22 protein-coding genes are annotated in these 17,759 nt (G+C 67.2%); 9 read left to right on the top strand and 13 right to left on the bottom strand.

From position 1 onward, the window contains the following. Nucleotides 1-100: 100 nt before the first annotated feature. Nucleotides 101-505 carry a peptide-methionine (R)-S-oxide reductase MsrB gene (msrB, locus tag OKA11_RS13710; RefSeq protein WP_267221184.1) on the top strand — a complete coding sequence of 135 codons (405 nt, stop codon included), beginning with the start codon at nt 101-103 and terminating at the stop codon, nt 503-505. Between the two features lie 88 nt (nt 506-593). On the opposite strand, the gene OKA11_RS13705 is transcribed toward msrB, so the two are convergent. Next, a complete protein-coding gene (locus tag OKA11_RS13705) occupies nt 594-2,867 on the bottom strand; it encodes a transglycosylase domain-containing protein (protein WP_267221182.1) in 2,274 nt (757 codons plus the stop codon). A gap of 338 nt (nt 2,868-3,205) precedes the next feature. Here OKA11_RS13705 and OKA11_RS13700 point away from each other — a divergent pair, with 338 nt between their 5' ends. After that, nucleotides 3,206-3,625 (top strand): DUF4440 domain-containing protein, encoded by a 420-nt coding sequence (locus tag OKA11_RS13700; RefSeq protein WP_267221180.1) that lies wholly within the window; start codon nt 3,206-3,208, stop codon nt 3,623-3,625. A 59-nt stretch (nt 3,626-3,684) separates the two neighbouring features. Here the strand turns inward: OKA11_RS13700 and OKA11_RS13695 are convergent, their stop codons facing one another. Beyond that, nucleotides 3,685-4,260 carry a hypothetical protein gene (locus OKA11_RS13695; RefSeq protein WP_267221178.1) on the bottom strand — a complete coding sequence of 192 codons (576 nt, stop codon included), beginning with the start codon at nt 4,258-4,260 and terminating at the stop codon, nt 3,685-3,687. A 214-nt stretch (nt 4,261-4,474) separates the two neighbouring features. Between OKA11_RS13695 and OKA11_RS13690 the strand changes: the two genes are divergently transcribed. Beyond that, nucleotides 4,475-4,870 (top strand): hypothetical protein, encoded by a 396-nt coding sequence (locus OKA11_RS13690; RefSeq protein ID WP_267221176.1) that lies wholly within the window; start codon nt 4,475-4,477, stop codon nt 4,868-4,870. A gap of 139 nt (nt 4,871-5,009) precedes the next feature. On the opposite strand, the gene OKA11_RS13685 is transcribed toward OKA11_RS13690, so the two are convergent. Next, nucleotides 5,010-5,303, bottom strand: a complete 294-nt coding sequence (locus OKA11_RS13685) for a hypothetical protein (RefSeq protein WP_267221174.1) — start codon at nt 5,301-5,303, stop codon at nt 5,010-5,012. Between the two features lie 329 nt (nt 5,304-5,632). On the opposite strand from OKA11_RS13685, the gene OKA11_RS13680 reads away from it, so the two are divergent. Then, on the top strand, nt 5,633-6,142 hold the full coding sequence (locus OKA11_RS13680) for a COG3650 family protein (RefSeq protein WP_267221172.1): 510 nt from the start codon (nt 5,633-5,635) through the stop codon (nt 6,140-6,142). A gap of 53 nt (nt 6,143-6,195) precedes the next feature. On the opposite strand, the gene OKA11_RS13675 is transcribed toward OKA11_RS13680, so the two are convergent. After that, on the bottom strand, nt 6,196-6,471 hold the full coding sequence (locus OKA11_RS13675; protein ID WP_267221170.1) for a hypothetical protein: 276 nt from the start codon (nt 6,469-6,471) through the stop codon (nt 6,196-6,198). Nucleotides 6,472-6,611: 140 nt separating this feature from the next. Further along, a complete protein-coding gene (locus tag OKA11_RS13670) occupies nt 6,612-7,040 on the bottom strand; it encodes an OsmC family protein (protein ID WP_267221168.1) in 429 nt (142 codons plus the stop codon). Between the two features lie 305 nt (nt 7,041-7,345). Here OKA11_RS13670 and OKA11_RS13665 point away from each other — a divergent pair, with 305 nt between their 5' ends. From OKA11_RS13665 to OKA11_RS13655, 3 genes are all read left to right on the top strand, one after another. Continuing rightward, the gene (locus OKA11_RS13665; RefSeq protein ID WP_267221166.1) at nt 7,346-7,735 is read left to right on the top strand and encodes a hypothetical protein; all 390 of its coding nucleotides are present in this window, start codon (nt 7,346-7,348) and stop codon (nt 7,733-7,735) included. A 309-nt stretch (nt 7,736-8,044) separates the two neighbouring features. Next, nucleotides 8,045-8,356 (top strand): hypothetical protein, encoded by a 312-nt coding sequence (locus tag OKA11_RS13660; RefSeq protein ID WP_267221164.1) that lies wholly within the window; start codon nt 8,045-8,047, stop codon nt 8,354-8,356. A gap of 109 nt (nt 8,357-8,465) precedes the next feature. Further along, on the top strand, nt 8,466-9,056 hold the full coding sequence (locus tag OKA11_RS13655) for a hypothetical protein (RefSeq protein ID WP_267221163.1): 591 nt from the start codon (nt 8,466-8,468) through the stop codon (nt 9,054-9,056). On the opposite strand, the gene OKA11_RS13650 is transcribed toward OKA11_RS13655, so the two are convergent. Further along, complete coding sequence (locus OKA11_RS13650) at nt 9,057-9,530, bottom strand: cupin domain-containing protein (RefSeq protein WP_267221161.1); 474 nt, start codon at nt 9,528-9,530, stop codon at nt 9,057-9,059. 110 nt (nt 9,531-9,640) lie between these two features. On the opposite strand from OKA11_RS13650, the gene OKA11_RS13645 reads away from it, so the two are divergent. Further along, complete coding sequence (locus tag OKA11_RS13645) at nt 9,641-10,441, top strand: sugar phosphate isomerase/epimerase family protein (RefSeq protein WP_267221159.1); 801 nt, start codon at nt 9,641-9,643, stop codon at nt 10,439-10,441. Nucleotides 10,442-10,501: 60 nt separating this feature from the next. Here the strand turns inward: OKA11_RS13645 and OKA11_RS13640 are convergent, their stop codons facing one another. Continuing rightward, nucleotides 10,502-12,088, bottom strand: a complete 1,587-nt coding sequence (locus tag OKA11_RS13640) for a GMC family oxidoreductase (RefSeq protein ID WP_267221156.1) — start codon at nt 12,086-12,088, stop codon at nt 10,502-10,504. Nucleotides 12,089-12,584: 496 nt separating this feature from the next. On the opposite strand from OKA11_RS13640, the gene OKA11_RS13635 reads away from it, so the two are divergent. Then, nucleotides 12,585-13,865 (top strand): dipeptidase, encoded by a 1,281-nt coding sequence (locus OKA11_RS13635; RefSeq protein ID WP_267221153.1) that lies wholly within the window; start codon nt 12,585-12,587, stop codon nt 13,863-13,865. A gap of 13 nt (nt 13,866-13,878) precedes the next feature. On the opposite strand, the gene OKA11_RS13630 is transcribed toward OKA11_RS13635, so the two are convergent. The 6 genes from OKA11_RS13630 to OKA11_RS13605 form a co-directional block, all read right to left on the bottom strand. Further along, nucleotides 13,879-14,085: a hypothetical protein gene (locus OKA11_RS13630; RefSeq protein ID WP_267221151.1), complete on the bottom strand. Its 207-nt coding sequence runs from the start codon at nt 14,083-14,085 to the stop codon at nt 13,879-13,881. Nucleotides 14,086-14,211: 126 nt separating this feature from the next. Further along, nucleotides 14,212-14,673, bottom strand: coding sequence for a DUF1810 domain-containing protein (locus tag OKA11_RS13625; RefSeq protein ID WP_267221149.1), 462 nt, complete (start codon nt 14,671-14,673; stop codon nt 14,212-14,214). A 142-nt stretch (nt 14,674-14,815) separates the two neighbouring features. Further along, nucleotides 14,816-15,652, bottom strand: coding sequence for a 2,3,4,5-tetrahydropyridine-2,6-dicarboxylate N-succinyltransferase (dapD, locus tag OKA11_RS13620; protein WP_267221147.1), 837 nt, complete (start codon nt 15,650-15,652; stop codon nt 14,816-14,818). 305 nt (nt 15,653-15,957) lie between these two features. Further along, the gene (gene gmk / locus OKA11_RS13615) at nt 15,958-16,611 is read right to left on the bottom strand and encodes a guanylate kinase (protein WP_267221145.1); all 654 of its coding nucleotides are present in this window, start codon (nt 16,609-16,611) and stop codon (nt 15,958-15,960) included. Between the two features lie 65 nt (nt 16,612-16,676). After that, on the bottom strand, nt 16,677-17,204 hold the full coding sequence (locus OKA11_RS13610; RefSeq protein ID WP_267221143.1) for a hypothetical protein: 528 nt from the start codon (nt 17,202-17,204) through the stop codon (nt 16,677-16,679). A gap of 34 nt (nt 17,205-17,238) precedes the next feature. Then, nucleotides 17,239-17,742, bottom strand: a complete 504-nt coding sequence (locus OKA11_RS13605) for an SspB family protein (RefSeq protein WP_267221142.1) — start codon at nt 17,740-17,742, stop codon at nt 17,239-17,241. Between the last annotated feature and the right edge of the window lie 17 nt (nt 17,743-17,759).

Genomic DNA, 17,759 nt, shown 5'->3' with positions numbered 1-17,759 from the left:
TGTCAGGATCGACCCACTGGCACAGCGATGTTGCATCGCCATTGAAGGAGACTGGAAAGGCGGGCCCCGCCCTCCCATATGCGCGCACAAGGAGACGCCGATGACCGACAAGATCCATCTCACCGACGCGCAGTGGCGCGAGAAGCTGAGCCCCGAGCAGTATCATGTGCTGCGCGAGGCCGGCACCGAGCGCGCCTTCACCGGCAAGTACGACGGCAACAAGCAGGCCGGGCTCTATACTTGTGCAGGCTGCGGGGCGCCGCTGTTCCAGTCGGACGACAAGTTCAATTCAGGCTGCGGCTGGCCGAGCTACACCGCGCCTGCCGAGGCCGGTGCAATCGACGAGCATGTCGATACCTCGCATGGCATGATCCGTACCGAAGTGCGCTGCGCCAGGTGCGAGGGACACCTTGGCCACGTGTTTCCCGATGGCCCCGCACCGACCGGCCTGCGCTACTGCATCAACAGCGCCTCGCTGGACTTCACGCCCGAGGCGGAAGGCTGAGCCCGGACGACGGGCGCACCAGCGCATAAAAAAGGGGCCGGATTTCCGGCCCCTTTTCGTGTGTCCTTATCGTCTGGCCGATCCGGCGTCAGGCGCCCGGGGTGCGTTCCGGAGCCGGGGTGCGGACGGCGCGCGGGGCGTTGGTGTTGGCCGGGTTCTGGCGCGTGCGCTGGCTTTCCTCCGAGGAGGAGCGCCCGGTGGCACGGTTGAGGAAGTCGGGGCTGGCGGCAGGTGGCACGCTGCCGGAGCCGCCGCCACTGCCGCTGCCGCCGTTACTGGGCGTACGCTGGCCGGGCGCCGATGCCGCACCGGGGCCGTAGTCAGGCATCTGCGGGGTACCGGGGCCGGGGCCCGGACCGACGCTGCCATCCTCGTAGCGGGGCTGGTCGTCGCTCTGCTCGCCATTGGTGCCGGGATGGACGACGTTGCCGTTCTCGTCGACGTAGTAATAGTCGTCCGGGCTGCCCTGCAGGGCTTCGTCGTCGGGTTCCAGCTGCCATTCGGGCAGCTTGACTTCGGTCTGGAACTGCTCGACCGGGCGGGTCGAGACGGCAACCTTCATGTAGTCGGCAAAGGCGCGCGCCGGGGCATGGCCGCCGGAGAGCCCGCGGACGGGCTTGGCATCGTCGCGGCCCATCCACACGCCGGTGGTGATGCCGCTGGAGAAGCCGAGGAACCATCCGTCCTTGTTCGAGCTGGTGGTGCCGGTCTTGCCGGCTACAGGGCGCCCGATCTGCGCGGCGCGGCCGGTACCGGTGGCGACCGTTGTCTGCAGCAGGTCGGTGATCTCGGCAGCAACGTTGGGCGGGACGAGCACCTGGCCGCGCGCCGACTTGTGCTGGTAGAGCACTTCGCCCGAGGTGGTGGTGACCTTGACGATGCCGTAGGGCTCGACCGAGGTACCACCCGCGGAGATCGCCGCGAAGGCGCGGGTCATGTCGATCACCCGCACTTCGGATGTGCCCAGCACCATCGCCGGCTTGGTGTTGATCGGGGTGGTGATGCCGAAGCGGCGCGCCATCGAGGCAACCGTGCCGAAGCCCACTTCGTTGCCGAGCTGGGCGGCGACGGTGTTTTTCGAATAGGCAAAGGCGGTGCGGATGTCGATCTGGCCGGCGAAGTTGCGGCCGTCGTTCTGCGGGCTCCACCCGTCGATGGTGACCGGTTCGTCCATCACCCGGTCGTCGGGGGTATAACCGGCTTCGAGCGCCGAGAGATAGACAAACAGCTTCCACGACGAACCGGGTTGGCGCACGGCATTGGTGGCGCGATTGTAGTTCGAGTTCACGTAGTCGGTGCCGCCGACCATGGCGAGCACGGCGCCGTCGCGGTCAAGGCTGACCAGCGCGCCCTGCGCTCCGCTCGGGGCATTGGCGGTGATCGAATTGGTGGCGGCCTGCTGCATCTTCGGGTCGAGCGTGGTCCAGACCTCGATCGGCTCGTTGGTGTCAGGCAGCAGCATGTCGAGCTGCGGCAGCGCCCAGTCGGTGAAGTAGCGGACCGAATTCTGGCCCTTCTCGTGGACCACGGCAACGTCGGCAATGTCGGCCCGGTCGGCGTCTGCCTGCGTGATCGCGCCGTTCTTGACCATCAGGCCCAGCACCACTTCGCCGCGCGACTTGGCGGCGTCGAGGTCTGCCGTGGGCGAGTAGTTCGAAGGGGCCTTCACCAGACCGGCGATGATCGCGGCCTCGGCAGTCGACAGTTCGGTGGCGGGGTGGCCGAAGAACTTGCGGCTGGCCGCGTCGATGCCATAGGCGCCGCCACCGAAATAGACCTTGTTGAGGTAGAGTTCGAGGATCTGGTCCTTGGAGAACTTGCGTTCCAGCGCCAGTGCCAGCACCGCTTCGCGGGCCTTGCGGGTCATCGAGCGGCTGTTGTTGAGGAACACGTTGCGGGCAAGCTGCTGGGTGATCGTCGAGGTGGCCTTGGCGCGGCCACCGGTGGTCAGCGAGACGTAGACCGCGCGGACCAGGCCAAGCGCGTCGACGCCGATATGCTCGCGGAAGCGGCGATCCTCAACCGAGACCATCGCGCCGCGCATGACCGGCGGGATCTCGTTGTAGCTCAGCCACTTGCCATAGCTCGGCCCGAGCGAGACGAGTTCGCTGCCGTCACGCGCACGCACGACGATCATCTGGCCGTTCTGGCTGCTCTTGAGCGCGTCGAAGGCGGGCAACTGGCTCATCGTCACGGCCACCGCGGTGCCGAGGCCGATCGCGGCCAGCAGGACCAGTGCGCCGCCCCAGATGGCCACGCGCCGCGCAAGACGGCCGAGGAACGACGATTGCTGCGGTTTCGAGCGGTTCGGATTCGAGGAGGGCTCGCCGGGCGAGCGGCTCCGGCCGGTATTCTTGGCCATTGTCTAGGTGCAGATCCCTTTTACGGACCAAGCGGTCCGAGCGCTCTCTAGTGGATTGATTTTGACATTTGCATCCCCTGGCGGATGGGATGGGTTTGCACCTGTCAAAATCGCAAAATCCACTAGGATCACATAAATGCTAGTGGCTCGAAAAGATTCTGACATTTGAGCGCGCCCTTTGCGATAGGGTCGCACATGTCAGAATCGAACCACTAGCCCATGGGCGCGGGTTTTGTAACCCGCCCTTAACAGAAAGCGCCGCCATATTGCGGAGAGTGGCAGGGGCGAGACGCGCCATCGCACTGGAAACACCGTGCGCCGACTGGCACAAGGCGGGCATGGCCAAAGACCTTCCGACAAACCTTGCTTCCGCCGATGTTTCCGCCGAACTGGCGATCCGCGCGCGCCGCGCTGCCTTCAACCGGGCGATTGCCGATGGCGATGCGGCTGCGATCGGCCCGATCCTCGCACGCGACTGCGTGATGGTGACGGGCAGCGACAGCGCGGTGATTGCCGGGCGCATGGGGCAGGTGAAAGTCTGGCGCCGCGAGTTCGCGGACAGCGGGCGCATGGTCTATGTCCGTACGCCCGAACGCCTGGAGATTTCGCAGGCCCTGCCGGTCGCCATGGAATACGGCGCCTGGCAGGGCCGCGATGCAGCAGGCACCACTACCGCTTCGGGCAGTTATGTCGCCAAATGGCGCGAGGCGGGCGGCGACTGGGTGATCGAGGCGGAGATCTTCCTGACGCTGGCTTAGAGGCGGGCTGGCACAGCCATGGAAGTGGCCCTGCGGGCATTCATGGATGAGTTGACGGCCTAGCTTGTCGCGTGTTCGGCAGCGGTCACGTCGTCGGCGGCGGCGCGGGCGCGGGCGGCTGCGGCTGCAGCGGCATCGTCGAGCGGGGGAGAGGCAGGCAGGCGCGCAGCGGGTGAGCGAGAGAGCGGCAGGGCTTGCGGTGTCGGTGTGAACTGGCGCTGGCGGAAGGCCGGCGGGGCATAGGCATTGTCGTCCCGGTCGTCGCCAAGATCGTCGCGATCTGCCCAGCCCATCGGGCGGTAACTTCCGTCCGGCCCCCGCAGGACCATCATCTGGTCCGGTGGCGGCGCCTGCTGGAAGGCCGGAGCGCCGGGCGGCGAGGCATAGGCGAAGTCCTCGCCGCTGCCTTCGAGCGGATAGCCCTGTTCGTCGTCGTAGCCGTGACGGTGCAGGCTGCCGCGATCCTGCGCGGTGTCGCCGCCGGCGCCTTCGAAGCGCACGAAGTCGCTGCCTTGCGCCGTGTCATGTTGGCCGAAGCGCTCGGTCCAGTGGCGCAGCGGCCCGGCGGTGAGGCCGCCGGCGACGACACCCAGTCCTGCGCCCGCGCCGAGTCCCGCCACGAGCAGCAGAACCATCCATTTACCTGCACCCATAATCCCTTGCGTCCCGTCTGCGTGCCCTGGTTTCCGGCAGGGCGGGTAGCCCGCCTGCCCTGTCGGTGCGGTGAATGGAAAGGCGCCATGGCAGGCGCGCTTCCCGAACTCCGCATCGTTCCGCATGCCGCCGATAACCGCGCGGCAAGAGGCCTTGTGAAACGATTAAGTTCAATCCGTGAGGGTATTTTAGAAGATGTACACACGGCGCGACAGCTTTGCGATGACACCTTGCTGGTTCAAGGGCGCGCATCAGCCCGAGGGACGGCGACGGCGGGAGGAAGACGGCTCAGTGCTGTGTACCTGCCGGTTTTGCCGCAAGGAGATCCGCTCGCGCGAGGGCAAGACCTGGAGCCTGGCCGAAGGGCTGGACCTCGATGCCCTGGCGGCGGCCTGCCTGTCGAGCCACTTCAGCGTGGTCGATGTCGTCGATGGGCTGGTGATCGCCCGCTACCCGATCGGCGCGGATCTCGGCGAGGACGAGATCGCCGTGCTGCGGGCCCGGATCGCCGAGACACACGGGGTCGACGACGACGGCGATCTCGAAATTCGCCTCGTCTCCCACAAGGCCCTGCTCGACCGGCGGCATTGAAGCGCGTTTTGTCTTTCGGTCCGGCGCCAGGGGACCGACCGGACATGCAAAAAGGCCGCCGTTCCCAGGGGAGCGGCGGCCTTTTTACAATCAGTGGCTACGCTGGCCTGCCCGGCGGGGCGGCAGCGACGCCTCCCCCTTACTGGGTGAGGGCGGCAGCCTGCTCGGCGGCGAGCGCGTTGCGGGCGTCGGCCAGACGGAAGTCGACGTTGCGCGAGTTGTAGGTGCCGGTCACGCGGTTGCCGCTGACGTAGAGGCGGAACGGAACCTGGCCCGAAGCGGTGCCCGAGATCACGGTCACCTTGCCCTTCTGGGCGGTGGTGTAGTTGTAGTGAACGCCGTCATGCGAGAAGCTGCGGGCGTCTTCGGCCTGGGCAGAGGTGGCGAAAACGGCGGCAAGAGCGGCGGCACCGGCAAAGACAGTCTTGAACATGGCAAAATCCTTTTTCTCAAGAAGCGGGAGATTGCCTTGGGGCATCTCTTATCTTGTTGCAGTGCAACATGTGTCGCGGGCCAGTTGTTCGCAATGGCAACAAATGCCACCAGTGTTGAGAAAAGTGCAACTCAAAGGAAAAACTCCGACAAGTTATGCGCTTAGCCTCCGTGGCCGATAAACCGTGTCATTTCGGGAAATTTCGGCCTCGGTGGCGGAGCCGGGGCTGACCGGAGGGCATTCTTGCAGGATGCAGTCACTGCAATCGGAGGGGGCGCCGGCCGGCTCTTGCCGGGGCTTCCGGGCGCCGGTAGGCTGGCAGGATGCCAATGCGATCCGATACTTGGGAGACCCGGCGCCAGGCTGCGGCCGGGCGCTCTATCGCCTGCGTGCTGGTGCTGACGGCGAGTGTTCTGCTGGCGTCATGTCATGACAGCAGCGGTGCCCATGCGGTCCCCGGCGATCGCGACGACCACCGGCCGTGGAACGGCATCGCGGCGGGTGAGGGGGTGCGAATCATCGGCACGGAACCGTTCTGGAACGCCGAGATTCGCGGTGAGGTGCTGACCTATCGCACTCCCGAATCCCCGGATGGCGAACAGGGCCGGGTCAGCCGCTTCGCCGGACGTGGCGGCCTGTCCTACAGCGGCGAGCTGGAAGGCGGCGCAACCGGCGGCGCCCATGATGGGCAAACGGTGCGCTCCTTCACGCTGGCGATCGGGCCGGGGCCGTGCAGCGACGGCATGTCGGACAAGCACTATCCGTTCAGCGCCCTGCTCAAGATCGGAGACGAATTGCGCAAGGGCTGCGCCGCGAGCGACCGTGCACCTGCCAGATAAGGTTGCCGCCCGTTAAGGCGGCGGAAGCATCGGGGGCGGTCCGTCCACGCCGCTCAGGGCGCCAGCGGAATCCGGGCGCTCGGTTCCTGGCGGGCGGCCGTCACTTCGGGTGCGGCGAAGTGTGTCTGGGGCAACTGTGTTTGGGGCAACTGCGTTTGGGCCGGCTCGGCTGTGGCAGCGGCGCCTCTATGGGTCGGGGCGGGCCGGTCGGCGCGGGCGGAAGCGCGATCGGTTCCGGCGGGCAGGACGGCGCCGGTCAGTGCCCCCAGGGTAATGGCGCCTGCCGCAGCGACGACGGCGCCTGCGGTCAGCGAAGTACGGTGTGCCAAGGGCGATCCTCTGTTGGTTGTCCTCCGCTCTCACAACGCCCGGGGCATTCTCCCGTTCCCTGGGGGGCAAGGTCCCCAGGGGCCGGAGTCCCACGCCGGGACGGCTGGCGCCGCCACGGGCGCCGACCGTCCCGCCGGCCTCAGCTTTCCAGCGACTTCTCGAGTGTGATCTCGCAGTCCAGCAGCTTGGAGATCGGACAGTTCTGTTCCGCCTCCTCGGCGATCTTGGCGAAGTCTTCGGCAGAAATGCCCGGGATCGCGCCCTTGAGCACCAGCGCCGACTTCGTGACCGCGAAGCCGCCATCGGCCTGGTCGAGCGTCACCGTGCACTGGGTGTCGAGCGTGCCGTCCGCATAGCCGGCCTTGGCGAGGCCGAAGCTGGTGGCCATCGTGAAACAGGCGGCATGAGCGGCGGCGATCAGTTCTTCGGGATTGGTGCCGGGCTTGCCTTCAAAGCGGGTGCCGAAGCCGTAGGGCTGGTCCGACAGCACGCCCGAGCGGGTGGTGATCGAACCCTTGCCGTCCTTGCCGAGTCCTTCGTAGCGGGCGGAGGCGGAATTGGTGGTCATCGCAAGGTCCTTTTGCTGCTGCGCCGAAAGCCGGAGCCGGAGCCGGCGTGGGTGGGAGGAAGCTCTCACGAAATGCGGCAACTGTCATGACGGTGCCCGGCCGGACCGGTCGAGGATCGGCGGACAGGGCAGGTTTTGCGGCCGGCGGCGGGACCAGGCGCGGCGGTCACTGCTCCGAACGGATGAGGCCGGGCGCGTCTCTCATGGCAAACAGCGCTTTGGAATCGTGCTGCCGGCTGGTATGGTCGCCGCTCAGGACAAGGCGGTCCGCACGAACGGTACCGCCACTGGAAGAGGATGATGTCATGAAGCGATTCCTGGCAGCATTGCAGGTGGGCCTTGTGGCCTTCGCGCTGGCGACAACCATGTCCGTCCAGGCGCGGGACCTGTCTGCCGCAGTGCCGCTGCCGGCCCTGTCCGAAGGGGCGGCCTCGGAGGTGTCCAATCCCGAAACGGCGATGACCGGCGCCTATCTTCTGCGCGATACCCTGGTTCCCCGAGCGGACGATCTCGCCCTCATCCAGCGCAAGCCCACGCTCTACCTGTCGAGCTTCAACGACGACATGGCGACCGTAGCCTATTCGCTGGAAGGGGGGCGGATCGTCTACCGGGTGGTCTCGGGCACCGTGGCTGGCGCCGCGCGTGATGCGATCGATCGGGCGCTGGCACGCATGCAGCGCAGGGTGGCGCTTTAGAGCGTTTTCCGATCTGATTGAATCAGATCGGGCTCTCCAGAGTCTTTGTTTTCCGCGTTTTTCCGGGTCACGGCGTGTTCCGCTCCGTTCGAAAAACGCTCTAGTTTGCAACTCGCGCACCCGGACAACCGGGGCGCCGGGCCGAGGCTTGGGGAGAAGGACAAGGCGCGGCGGAGAAATCCGGCGCGCCTTGTGGCATCCGGGCCTTTCTTTGGGGGGGCGGCGACCGGGGATATGACGGCGTGTCATGCACAGGGCAGGTTGGCGCGCTCTGGACCGCAATGCTGCTGTGCAGCATAAGCCTGCGCCATGGAACTGGTTCACCAATATGAGCGGCTGATCAGCTGGATCGTCAGCCAATGTCCCTCTCCCGACAAGTTCGCGCATACTTATGCAGGGCTGGCCATCTGGTTGCTGGCGGCGATGATCATGCGCCGCAAGCTGAGTACGCCAGCGCCGTTCCTGGTGGTGGCCCTGGCGGAAGGCATCAACGAATATGTCGACCGCCTTGCCCACGGTTCGTGGAATTGGCCCGATACCCTAGGCGATATCGCGGCAACCCTGTTCTGGCCGCTGGTGATCATGATGGCGCTGCGTTTGCGTCCCGCCATTCGCGGCTGAGGGGCCCGCTTGCGGGTGGACAGCGGCGCCGGCACGGGCTCATAATGGCGCGGGGGCGGGTGAGGGCCCGCGAGGCTGCGGGCTTTCCATCGCATGAGGAAACGATCCGATGCAGCATGTGCGGCAGTTGCAGCGCGAATCCCGGAACCGGCGCGGCATGGCAGGGGCGGCCGTGGTGCTCGCGGTGCTGCTCGCCGTGCTGCTGGGCTTCGCGGGGTGCAGCGGCAAGAGTTCCACGCCCGCACCCACAGCTACGCCGTCACCCACACCGGCACCCACACCGGCACCCACACCGGCACCTGCACTGGCACCTGTACAGGCACCTTCGGCCAATGCCGGACCGGATCTCTCGGTCTATGTCGGTCACAGTCCGCTCGACAAGGTCGGGGACCATGCCTTTTTTGACGATCCCGCCGTTGTCTCCGGCGTGGCGGCGGCGGTGGGCGATCCTGCGGTCGCAGCCGCCATCGCGGCGATGAAGGGGCCGGTGGGACCGGTCAAGCGGATCGGCGCGGCCATCGCCGCCTCGCGCTGCGAACTGCACAACTGCGGCGCGCACAATTATGCCGTGCATGTCGATGCGGCGAGCAACCAGGTTTCCGCGGTCTGCTACTACGACGAGAAGGCCGGGCCGATCGCCACCTGGTACAAGGGGGATGGCACGAGGACGAGCGAAGGCGGCGGCTGCTTGGTCGGCTGATCAGGGTTGCGCCGCAGCGCCCGGCGTCTGCCCGGGCGCCCAGCCCGGAGCGGCAAGTTCGAAGCCGCCGAAGTGAAAACCGGGCGAAACCACGCAGCTCACCAGGGCCCAGCCGCCGATCGGTTCGCTGGCCTGCCAGTGGCCGGTCGGCACCAGTGCCTGTCCGGCCTCGCCGTCGAGGACCTGCGGACCCAGCACGGTGCGCGTGACCGGGCCGGAATCGCCGGGGGCGGTCAGCAGCGCGACCGGGGCCCCGGCATGCCAGAACCACAATTCGGCACCGTCCACCCGGTGCCAATGCGAGCGCTGGTGCTCTTCGAGCAGGAAATAGATCGCCGTGGCCGTGGGGCGACCGTCCTGCCCTTCCGTTGCCGCTTCCGCCCGCCAGGTCTGGCGATACCAGCCGCCTTCCGGGTGCGGTTCGAGGCCGAGGCGCGCGATTATTCGGGAGGGGATTTGGGCGGGATCGGACATGCAATCCTTTCATGCGTGCATTGGCTCGCGGGGCACGATATTGGGAAGCATTGCAGTGCACTGCAAGGTTCACAAGTCTTACGGTCCATGAAGGACGAGAGGATCCGATAATGCCCCATCCGCTCGGTATCGAGTCGCGCACGGTCGCCGGAATGGGACCGGTCGAGCATATCCGGCTGGCTGCCGAACTGGGCTGCACGCGGGTCTCGCTGGGGCTGGCGCAGGATGCCGGCAGCAACACGGGCTATCCCGCCTGGTCGCTGCGCGAGGATGCGGCCTTGCGGCGCGCGGTCAGGGCGGCGCTGGCCGAAACCGGGATCTGCATCAAGGTGGGCGAGGGCGTGGCCGCCTCCGATCTGGTCTCCCCCGCCCAGCGTGCGGGGGACTTCGATCTGTTCGCGGAGATCGGCGCCAAGCGCATCTCGGCGCACGACAACGGGCTCGAGCGCGCGCGCGCGCGGGACCAGTTGGGCGAACTGGCCACCATGGCGCAGGAGCGCGGCATGGACCTGTCGATCATCTTCGCCCCAGTGCTGACGATCCGCAGTCTGCCTGAAGCGCTCGAACTCGTGCATGAGATCGGCGAGGACAAGGCCAGCCTCACCATCGATGCGCTGCACTTCTTCCGTACCGGCGGGACCGTGCGCCAGATCGCCGAGCTGGACGCCGCGCTGGTCGGTCATGCCCGCATCTGCGACGGGGCGCTTTCGGGCAATGCCGAAGGCGATTCGCGCAGCCCGCGTCTGATCCCGGGCGAAGGTGACCTGCCGCTGCGCGAATTCGTCGATGCCCTGCCGCGCAGCAAGACGCTGGGCATCGACGTGACGCTGCCGCAGGCCGCGCTCGGTTTCGAGGCGGCGAAGGACTATGTCGGCGAAGTGGTGGCGCGCACCCGGGCCTTGCTGGCCTGAGAGACCGTTTGGAAATTCGCGAAAAGCGAATTTCGCGGGAGCGGCGCGGCATGATCCGCCTTATCGCCGCGCGTCTTCCAGCAGCATCTCGGCGCCCTTTTCGGCGATCATCATCGTCGGCGCATTGGTGTTGCCCGAGGTGATCGTCGGCATCACCGAAGCGTCGATCACCCGCAGGCTGTCGACGCCGCGCACCTTGAGGCGCGGGTCGACGACACGGCCCATCGCCGCAGTGCCGACCGGGTGGAAAATCGTGGTACCGATCATGCCCGCGGCCTGGCGCAAGTCTTCCTCGCTCTGGAAGCCGATGCCGGGGCGCAGCTCTTCGGGCGTGAAGCGGGCCAGCGCCGGCCGGGTGACGATCGCGCGGGTCAGGCGGATTGCCTGGGCGGCGACACGCAGGTCCTCTTCGGTCGAGAGGTAGTTGGGGCGGATTTCCGGGGCCAGCGCCGGATCGGCGCCGGCGATATGGGTCGAGCCCCGGCTTTCCGGTCGCAAGTTGCAGACGCTGGCGGTGAAGGCGGGGAACGGATCGAGCGCGCCGCCGAAGGCCTCGAGGCTGAGCGGCTGGACGTGGTATTCCAGGTTGGGCGTCGCATAGTGCGGATCGCTGCCGGTGAAAACCCCGAGCTGGCTCGGCGCCATCGCCATCGGCCCGCTGCGGCGGAGCATATATTCGAGCCCGATCAGCGCCTTGCCGAATAGCGTCGCGGCGCGCTGGTTGAGCGTGGACACACCGCTGACACGCCAGGCGCAGCGCAGTTGCAGATGGTCCTGCAGGTTGCCGCCGACTTCCGGCCGGTCGAGCAGAGGCACGATGCCCAGGGCGGACAGCCGCGCCGCATCGCCGAGGCCGCTGCGCTCGAGAATCGCCGGAGAGCCGATGGCGCCTGCCGCCAGCACCACTTCGCCGCGCGCGCGCGCCGAGCGGATGGCACCGCCCAGGGTATAGTCCACCGCGACCGCGCGGCCGTGCTCGAACACCACCCGGTCGACCAGCGCGCCGGTCTCGACCTTGAGATTGGCGCGGCTGCGCACCGGTTTCAGGAAGGCGTCCGCCGCGCTCCAGCGCCAGCCGCGCCGCTGGGTGACCTCGAAGAACCCCGCGCCGTTGTTGTCGCCGGTGTTGAAATCCGCGCTCGCCGGAATGCCCTGTTCGAGGCAGGCGGCGCGGAAAGCCTCGAGAATGTCCCAGCGCAGCCGCTGCCGTTCGACCCGGATCTCGCCGCCGCTGCCGTGGAAGCGGTCGGTGCCGCCGAAGTGGTCCTCCGCGCGCTTGAACAGCGGCAGCACGTCGTCCCAGCCCCAGCCGGGATTGCCCGCCTGCCGCCACCCTTCGTAGTCGGCCGCCTGGCCGCGCATGTAGATCATGCCGTTGATCGACGAGCAGCCGCCCAGCACCCGCCCGCGAGGATAGCCGAGCGCGCGGCCGCCGAGATGGCGTTCGGGCTGCGTCGTATAGCACCAGTCGGTGCGCGGATTGCCGATGCAGTGGAGGTAGCCGACCGGGACCTTGATCCAGATGTAATTGTCCCGCCCGCCGGCTTCGAGCAGCAGGACCCGGTTGTTCGGGTCGGCGCTGAGGCGGTTGGCCAGCACGCAGCCGGCACTGCCGCCGCCCACGACGATGTAGTCGAACTCTCCCATGCCCAAGGGCTAGGCCGCGCCTGCCGGACGATCAAGCCAGGCCGCGAAACCCGCCGGGGCGATGCACATTGGGTGCCATTCGGTTCCCGGATTACATTATTTTAACAGGCCGCCCCTCTTGCCCTGTGCGCTCAGAGTTTTAACCAGTGATCAAGGGAGTGTACCTATAGGTCGATCCGCAAAGGATGGCCGGGGTAAACGGTCTCGAACAGAATTTGTCCTAGGGGATGGCGAGAATTCGCCATTTTACCGGGAGCCGTCGGTGCTTGGTCCGTGTGGTCGTCGGGGGGCGATCCGCGCTGGATAAGGTAGAACGAGAACGGGAGGTCGCGCCCGCCTCGCGCCTTCGCCGACGGCTCCTTTTTCCTCCTGCGGCCGATTTCCCAGTCCGATCAGATATTTTTCGCGTTGCTGCACTTGCACAAACGGCCTGCCTGTCGTTTTCTTCCGCCCAGCCCGCAAGGCACGGGCAGACAGGTCGCAACAGGGGGCAATGATGACAAAGTACCGGAACCTTTGGCTGGCGGGCGTCAGCCTGGCTTCGGCCGCGACGATGTCCGCTCCTGCGGCTCTCGCCGCGCCGACCCCGGAACAGGTTGCCGAGGCTGCCTTGCGCGCCGCGCCGGTATGGGACGGGCACAACGACGTTCCCGAACAGCTGCGCGAACGCCGAAAGGACGTGCTGGCGGGTTTCGACTTTCGTGACACCACCAGGACCGCCGATCCCGCGAAGGACGAGCAGGCCATGCACACCGACCTCGCACGGCTGCGCAAGGGCCATGTCGGCGCGCAGTTCTGGTCGGTCTACGTCTCGGCGGCGCTCGACGATCAGCATGCCGTGCAGGCGACGCTGGAGCAGATCGACGTGACCCGGCGGCTGGTCGCGGCCTATCCCGGCGACCTGCAACTCGCCACCAGCGCTGCCGATGTCGAGAAGGCGATGAAAGCGGGCAGGATCGCCTCGCTCATCGGCATGGAGGGCGGCCATTCGATCGGCGGTTCGCTGGGGGTGCTGCGCCAGATGTATGCGCTCGGCGCGCGCTACATGACGCTGACCCACTTCAAGAACACCCCTTGGGCGGACAGCGCCACCGACAAGCCCGAGCACGATGGCCTCACCGATTTCGGCCGTGACGTGGTGCGCGAGATGCAGCGCATCGGCATGCTGGTAGACCTCAGCCACACCAGCGAGGCGACGATGATGGACACGCTGGCCGTGGCCAGGGCGCCGGTGATCTTCAGCCATTCGAATGCCCGCGCGATCAACCACCATACCCGCAATGCCTCGGATACCGTGCTCAAGGCGCTGGCCGCGAACGGCGGCATCATCATGGTCAACGTGTTCCCGACTTACGTGGTCGAGGAGACGCGCCAGTGGAACGCTGTGCGGGCCGGTGAAAAGGCGCGGCTGGAGGCGCTGTACATCGGCGAGCCCGAGGCGGCGGCGAAGGGGCTGAAGGACTGGGAAGCCGCGCATCCGATGCCGCGGGGCGCGATCAAGGACGTGGCCGACAACATCGACCATATCGTGGCCGTGTCAGGGATCGACCATGTCGGCCTCGGCGGCGATTTCGACGGGGTGGGCACGACCGTCGTCGGCATGGAGGATGTCTCGACCTACCCGGCGCTGTTCGCCGAACTGGCGCGGCGCGGCCATTCGCAGGCCGATCTCGAAAAGATCGCCAGCGGCAACATGCTGCGGGTCATGAAAGCGGCCGAAGCCTATGCGGCGGCGCACCGGGCAGACCCGCCGATCGAATCGCCGACCGCCTTCTGAATGCCGCTTTGCCTCAGCTGCCGAGGGCGTGTTCCTCGGCGGTGACCGGCCCGCCCTGGCGCGGCTGGTCGTGGATCGCGCGGGTGATCCAGATCGCCGACATCGCCAGCACCGCCAGCAGCAGGCCGAAGATCAGCATCCAGCGCACGACATGCGGGGTGCTGCCCGAGCGGGCTTCATCGTCATCGAGGTGAACTTCGTCGCCAACGCGTTGCATCATGGCTCTCCCGATGGCCGGCGGACCTGTTTCGGGCCGCGCTTCGCGCATGCAGGGATGGCCACCGGGCCACGCTGCATCACGGGCCAATGCGGGAACGCCGCAGCCAGGCTGCGGGTTCCCGCAAGTTCAGCCGGGCAGCGGGATGGGCAGGTTGAGCAGGTCCAGCGTCAGCGCGTCGCGCCGGCCCTCGCAGAAGACGTCGAGCGCGCGCGAATAGCGATCGCCGCCGCCCGCCGCCTCGAACAGGGTCATCGACGAGCGGAACTTCACGGCGTCCGCTTCGCCCAGGATGGCGGCGGCGCTGCGCTCGCCCGCCCAGCCGAGCATCACGTCGGTGCACTCGTCCAGCCGGGCGCCGAGCAGCAGGTGGGCAAGATAGGCATGGGCTTCGGCGAGCCCGGTGACCGCGTAATGGCGGGCGGTCTCGCTCCGGCCGAGCCCGGTGATCTGGGGGAAGACGTACCACATCCAGTGGCTGGACTTCTCGCCGCGCTCGAGTTCGGCAAGCGCGCCGGGGTATGTGGAGGCTTGGGCGGCGATGAAGCGGTCGAGATCGACCGAGGCCGTGTCCGGGCAGGGAATTTCCATGTCGCAGCTCCCGCAAATGCCAGTGGCTTTCAGCGGGGAAACGCGCAAGGCAGGCGCCGCGTTCCGTGCCGGGCCATACGAAAAGGGCCGGATGCATCGGCATCCGGCCCTTTCGCTCGGCAGTGCCTGTCGGCAGGCCGGATCAGTCGCGCAGCAGCTCGTTGATGCCGGTCTTCGAACGGGTCTGCGCGTCGACGGTCTTGACGATCACCGCGCAGTAGAGCGACGGGCCGGGGGTGCCGTCGGGCAGCGGCTTGCCGGGCAGCGAGCCGGGGACGACGACCGCGTAGGGCGGAACCTTGCCGATGTGGACTTCGCCGGTCGCACGGTCGACGATCTTGGTCGAGGCGCCGAGGAACACGCCCATCGAGATCACCGCGCCTTCGCCCACGACTACGCCTTCGGCCACTTCCGAACGGGCGCCGATGAAGCAGTTGTCCTCGATGATGACCGGGCCGGCCTGCAGCGGCTCAAGCACGCCGCCGATGCCGACGCCGCCCGAGATGTGCACGTTCTTGCCGATCTGCGCGCACGAACCGACGGTCGCCCAGGTGTCGACCATGGTGCCCTCGCCGACATAGGCGCCGATGTTCACGAAGCTCGGCATCAGCACGACGCCCTTCGAGATGTAGGTGCCGCGGCGGGCGACGGCGCCCGGGACCACGCGGAAACCGGCCTGGCGGAAGTCTTCCTCGGCCCAGCCGTCGAACTTCACCGGCACCTTGTCGAAGGCGGGCGCGCCGCCGGCGCCGTGGGCGACGGGGGCATTGTCGTTGAGGCGGAACGAGAGCAGGACCGCCTTCTTCAGCCACTGGTTGACCTTCCAGCCGCCCTGGCCGTCGGGCTCGGCAACGCGGGCCGCGCCCGATTCGATGAGGCCGAGTGCCTGGTCGACGAGCTTGCGCACGTCTTGGCTGGCGGGGGTCACGGTGTCGCGCGCTTCCCAGGCGGCTTCGATCGCGGTTTCGAGTTCGGTCATGTTCGCGTCTCCAGAAAGTCGGCCAAACGGCATGTTTGCAGGCGCGCCTAGAGGGTGGGGACCGGCGCGACAAGCAGGAAGGATGCGGCGGCTATAAGCAGCGCATCGCAAGGGCATGGAAATTCACCTGGTTGAACGGAAAGTGCGCGGATGCGCATTTTCCGTTCGGGTGCCTGTTTGAAAATCCGCACTGGGCGGATTTTGGCGGCGCCGGCCCACTCCCCCACCCGACTGCCCAGATTCTACCCGTAGGGGCAGCCGGGTGGGGGAGTGGGCCGGTGCCGCCTCCGGACGTCAGTCCGGAATCACGGCGCCATCAGTTCGCGCACGAAGCCGATCAGGCCGGTCTGGCGGGCGCGGCGCATGCGTTCGGCGGCGAGGATCTGCTTCACCTTCTCGAAGCACTGGTCGATGTCGTCGTTGACGACGACGTAGTCATAGCCGTCCCAGTGGCTGATTTCCGAGCGGGCGCGTTCCATGCGGGCGGCGATCACGTCCATCGAATCGGTGCCGCGCCCGGTCAGGCGGCGGCGCAGTTCGTCGATGCTGGGCGGCAGCAGGAACACGCGCACGACGTCGCGCTCCAGCTTCTGGTAGAGCTGCTGGGTGCCCTGCCAGTCGATGTCGAACAGATAGTCCTGCCCGTCCTTGAGGCCGGCCTTCACCTGGGCCTTGGGGGTGGCGTAGCTGTTGCCGAACACGGTCGCCCATTCGAGGAACTCGCCTTCGGCGGCCATCCGGTCGAATTCGGCCTGGCTGACGAAGTGGTAGTCCTTGCCGTCGACTTCGCCGGGGCGGGGCTGGCGGGTGGTGCAGGATACCGAGTTGCGGATGTGGGCATCGTGCTCGAGCAGCATGCGCGAGATCGTTGTCTTGCCCGCGCCCGAGGGCGAGGACATGATCAGCATCAGGCCGCGCCGGGCCAGCGTATCAGCGGGGTTTTCGGGAGAGTTGACCATGGGCCCCGATGCCGATGGTTGCGCATCAAATCAAGAGGGCAAATCAGCAGGCAGGCTCGGCCCGATCAGCTTTCGGTGCCGTCCTCGGCCATTTCGGCGAGCTGTCTTTCGCCGCTGGCACGGGCCTTGCGGGCGCGGGAGCGGTCGTAGAGCGTCTTGATCGCCAGCCCGCCGACAACCGCGATGGCGCCGGGGACCGAGTTCAGGGCGACCCGGGCGAGAAGCCCGTGGGCGATCGATTCGCCGAACGAACGGCCGTCGAGAATCGCCTTGGCCTTGCGCGGGGTATAGGCCTTGCCGAGCACCGCCTGCTCCATCGCGCGGCGGGCGATCGCGGCGCCGCCGCGCAGGGCGACGTCGGCAATGATGAGGTTGGTGGCCGAATTGGGGCTGGGGCCGCGGATTTCGGGGGGCTTGGCCTTCGCCTTGAGCTTGTCCCTGACCCGGGCGGCGCGGCTCCGGGGTTTGGCGGCGCCGGGCGCGGGTTTTTCGGATGCCTGTGTGCCGGAGACAGCAAGAGCGGCGGTCCCGGCGATTGCCGCCTGCCGCTCCTGTTCATCGCTGATTGCACGCTGGAACTTGCCCGGGGCCATGCCCTTTACGCTTTCCCGGGCTGACGCTGCCCGCCTACTTCTTTTTCCCGAAGTCGACCGAAACGACGTTCGATCCGTCTTCGCTGGGAGTAATGCGCGAGGCGACGTCGCGTTCCGCGTCGTTGCCGGGCTCCACGATCGGTTCGTCGTCCAGATCGTCGTCGGCGATGGCCTGGAACTGCAGGCCGAAGTCCACCGCCGGGTCGACGAAGGCGGTGATCGCCGAGAACGGGATCACCAGGTTCGAGGGCCGCTGGTTGAAGCTGAGGCTGACCGAGAAGCCCTGTTCGCCCACCGCCAGGTCCCAGAATTTGTTCTGGAGGACGATCGTCATCTCGTCCGGGAAACGGGCGCGCAGTTCGGCGGGAATCGAGACCCCCGGAGCGCCGGTCTTGAAGGTGATGTAGAAATGGTGGCCCCCCGGAAGGGCGCCGCCGGAGGCTTCCACCTGGCCGAGCACGCGGCCAACGACGGCGCGCAGGGCTTCCTGTACGATCTCGTCGTAAGGGATCAGGCTGTCTTGAGGCGTATCGTTCATCGCGCTCTAGGTGCTGA

It is taken from the genome of Novosphingobium clariflavum, from assembly GCF_026420865.1.
GTDB lineage: Bacteria > Pseudomonadota > Alphaproteobacteria > Sphingomonadales > Sphingomonadaceae > Novosphingobium > Novosphingobium clariflavum.
This window is presented reverse-complemented; position numbering and strand designations above follow the sequence as displayed.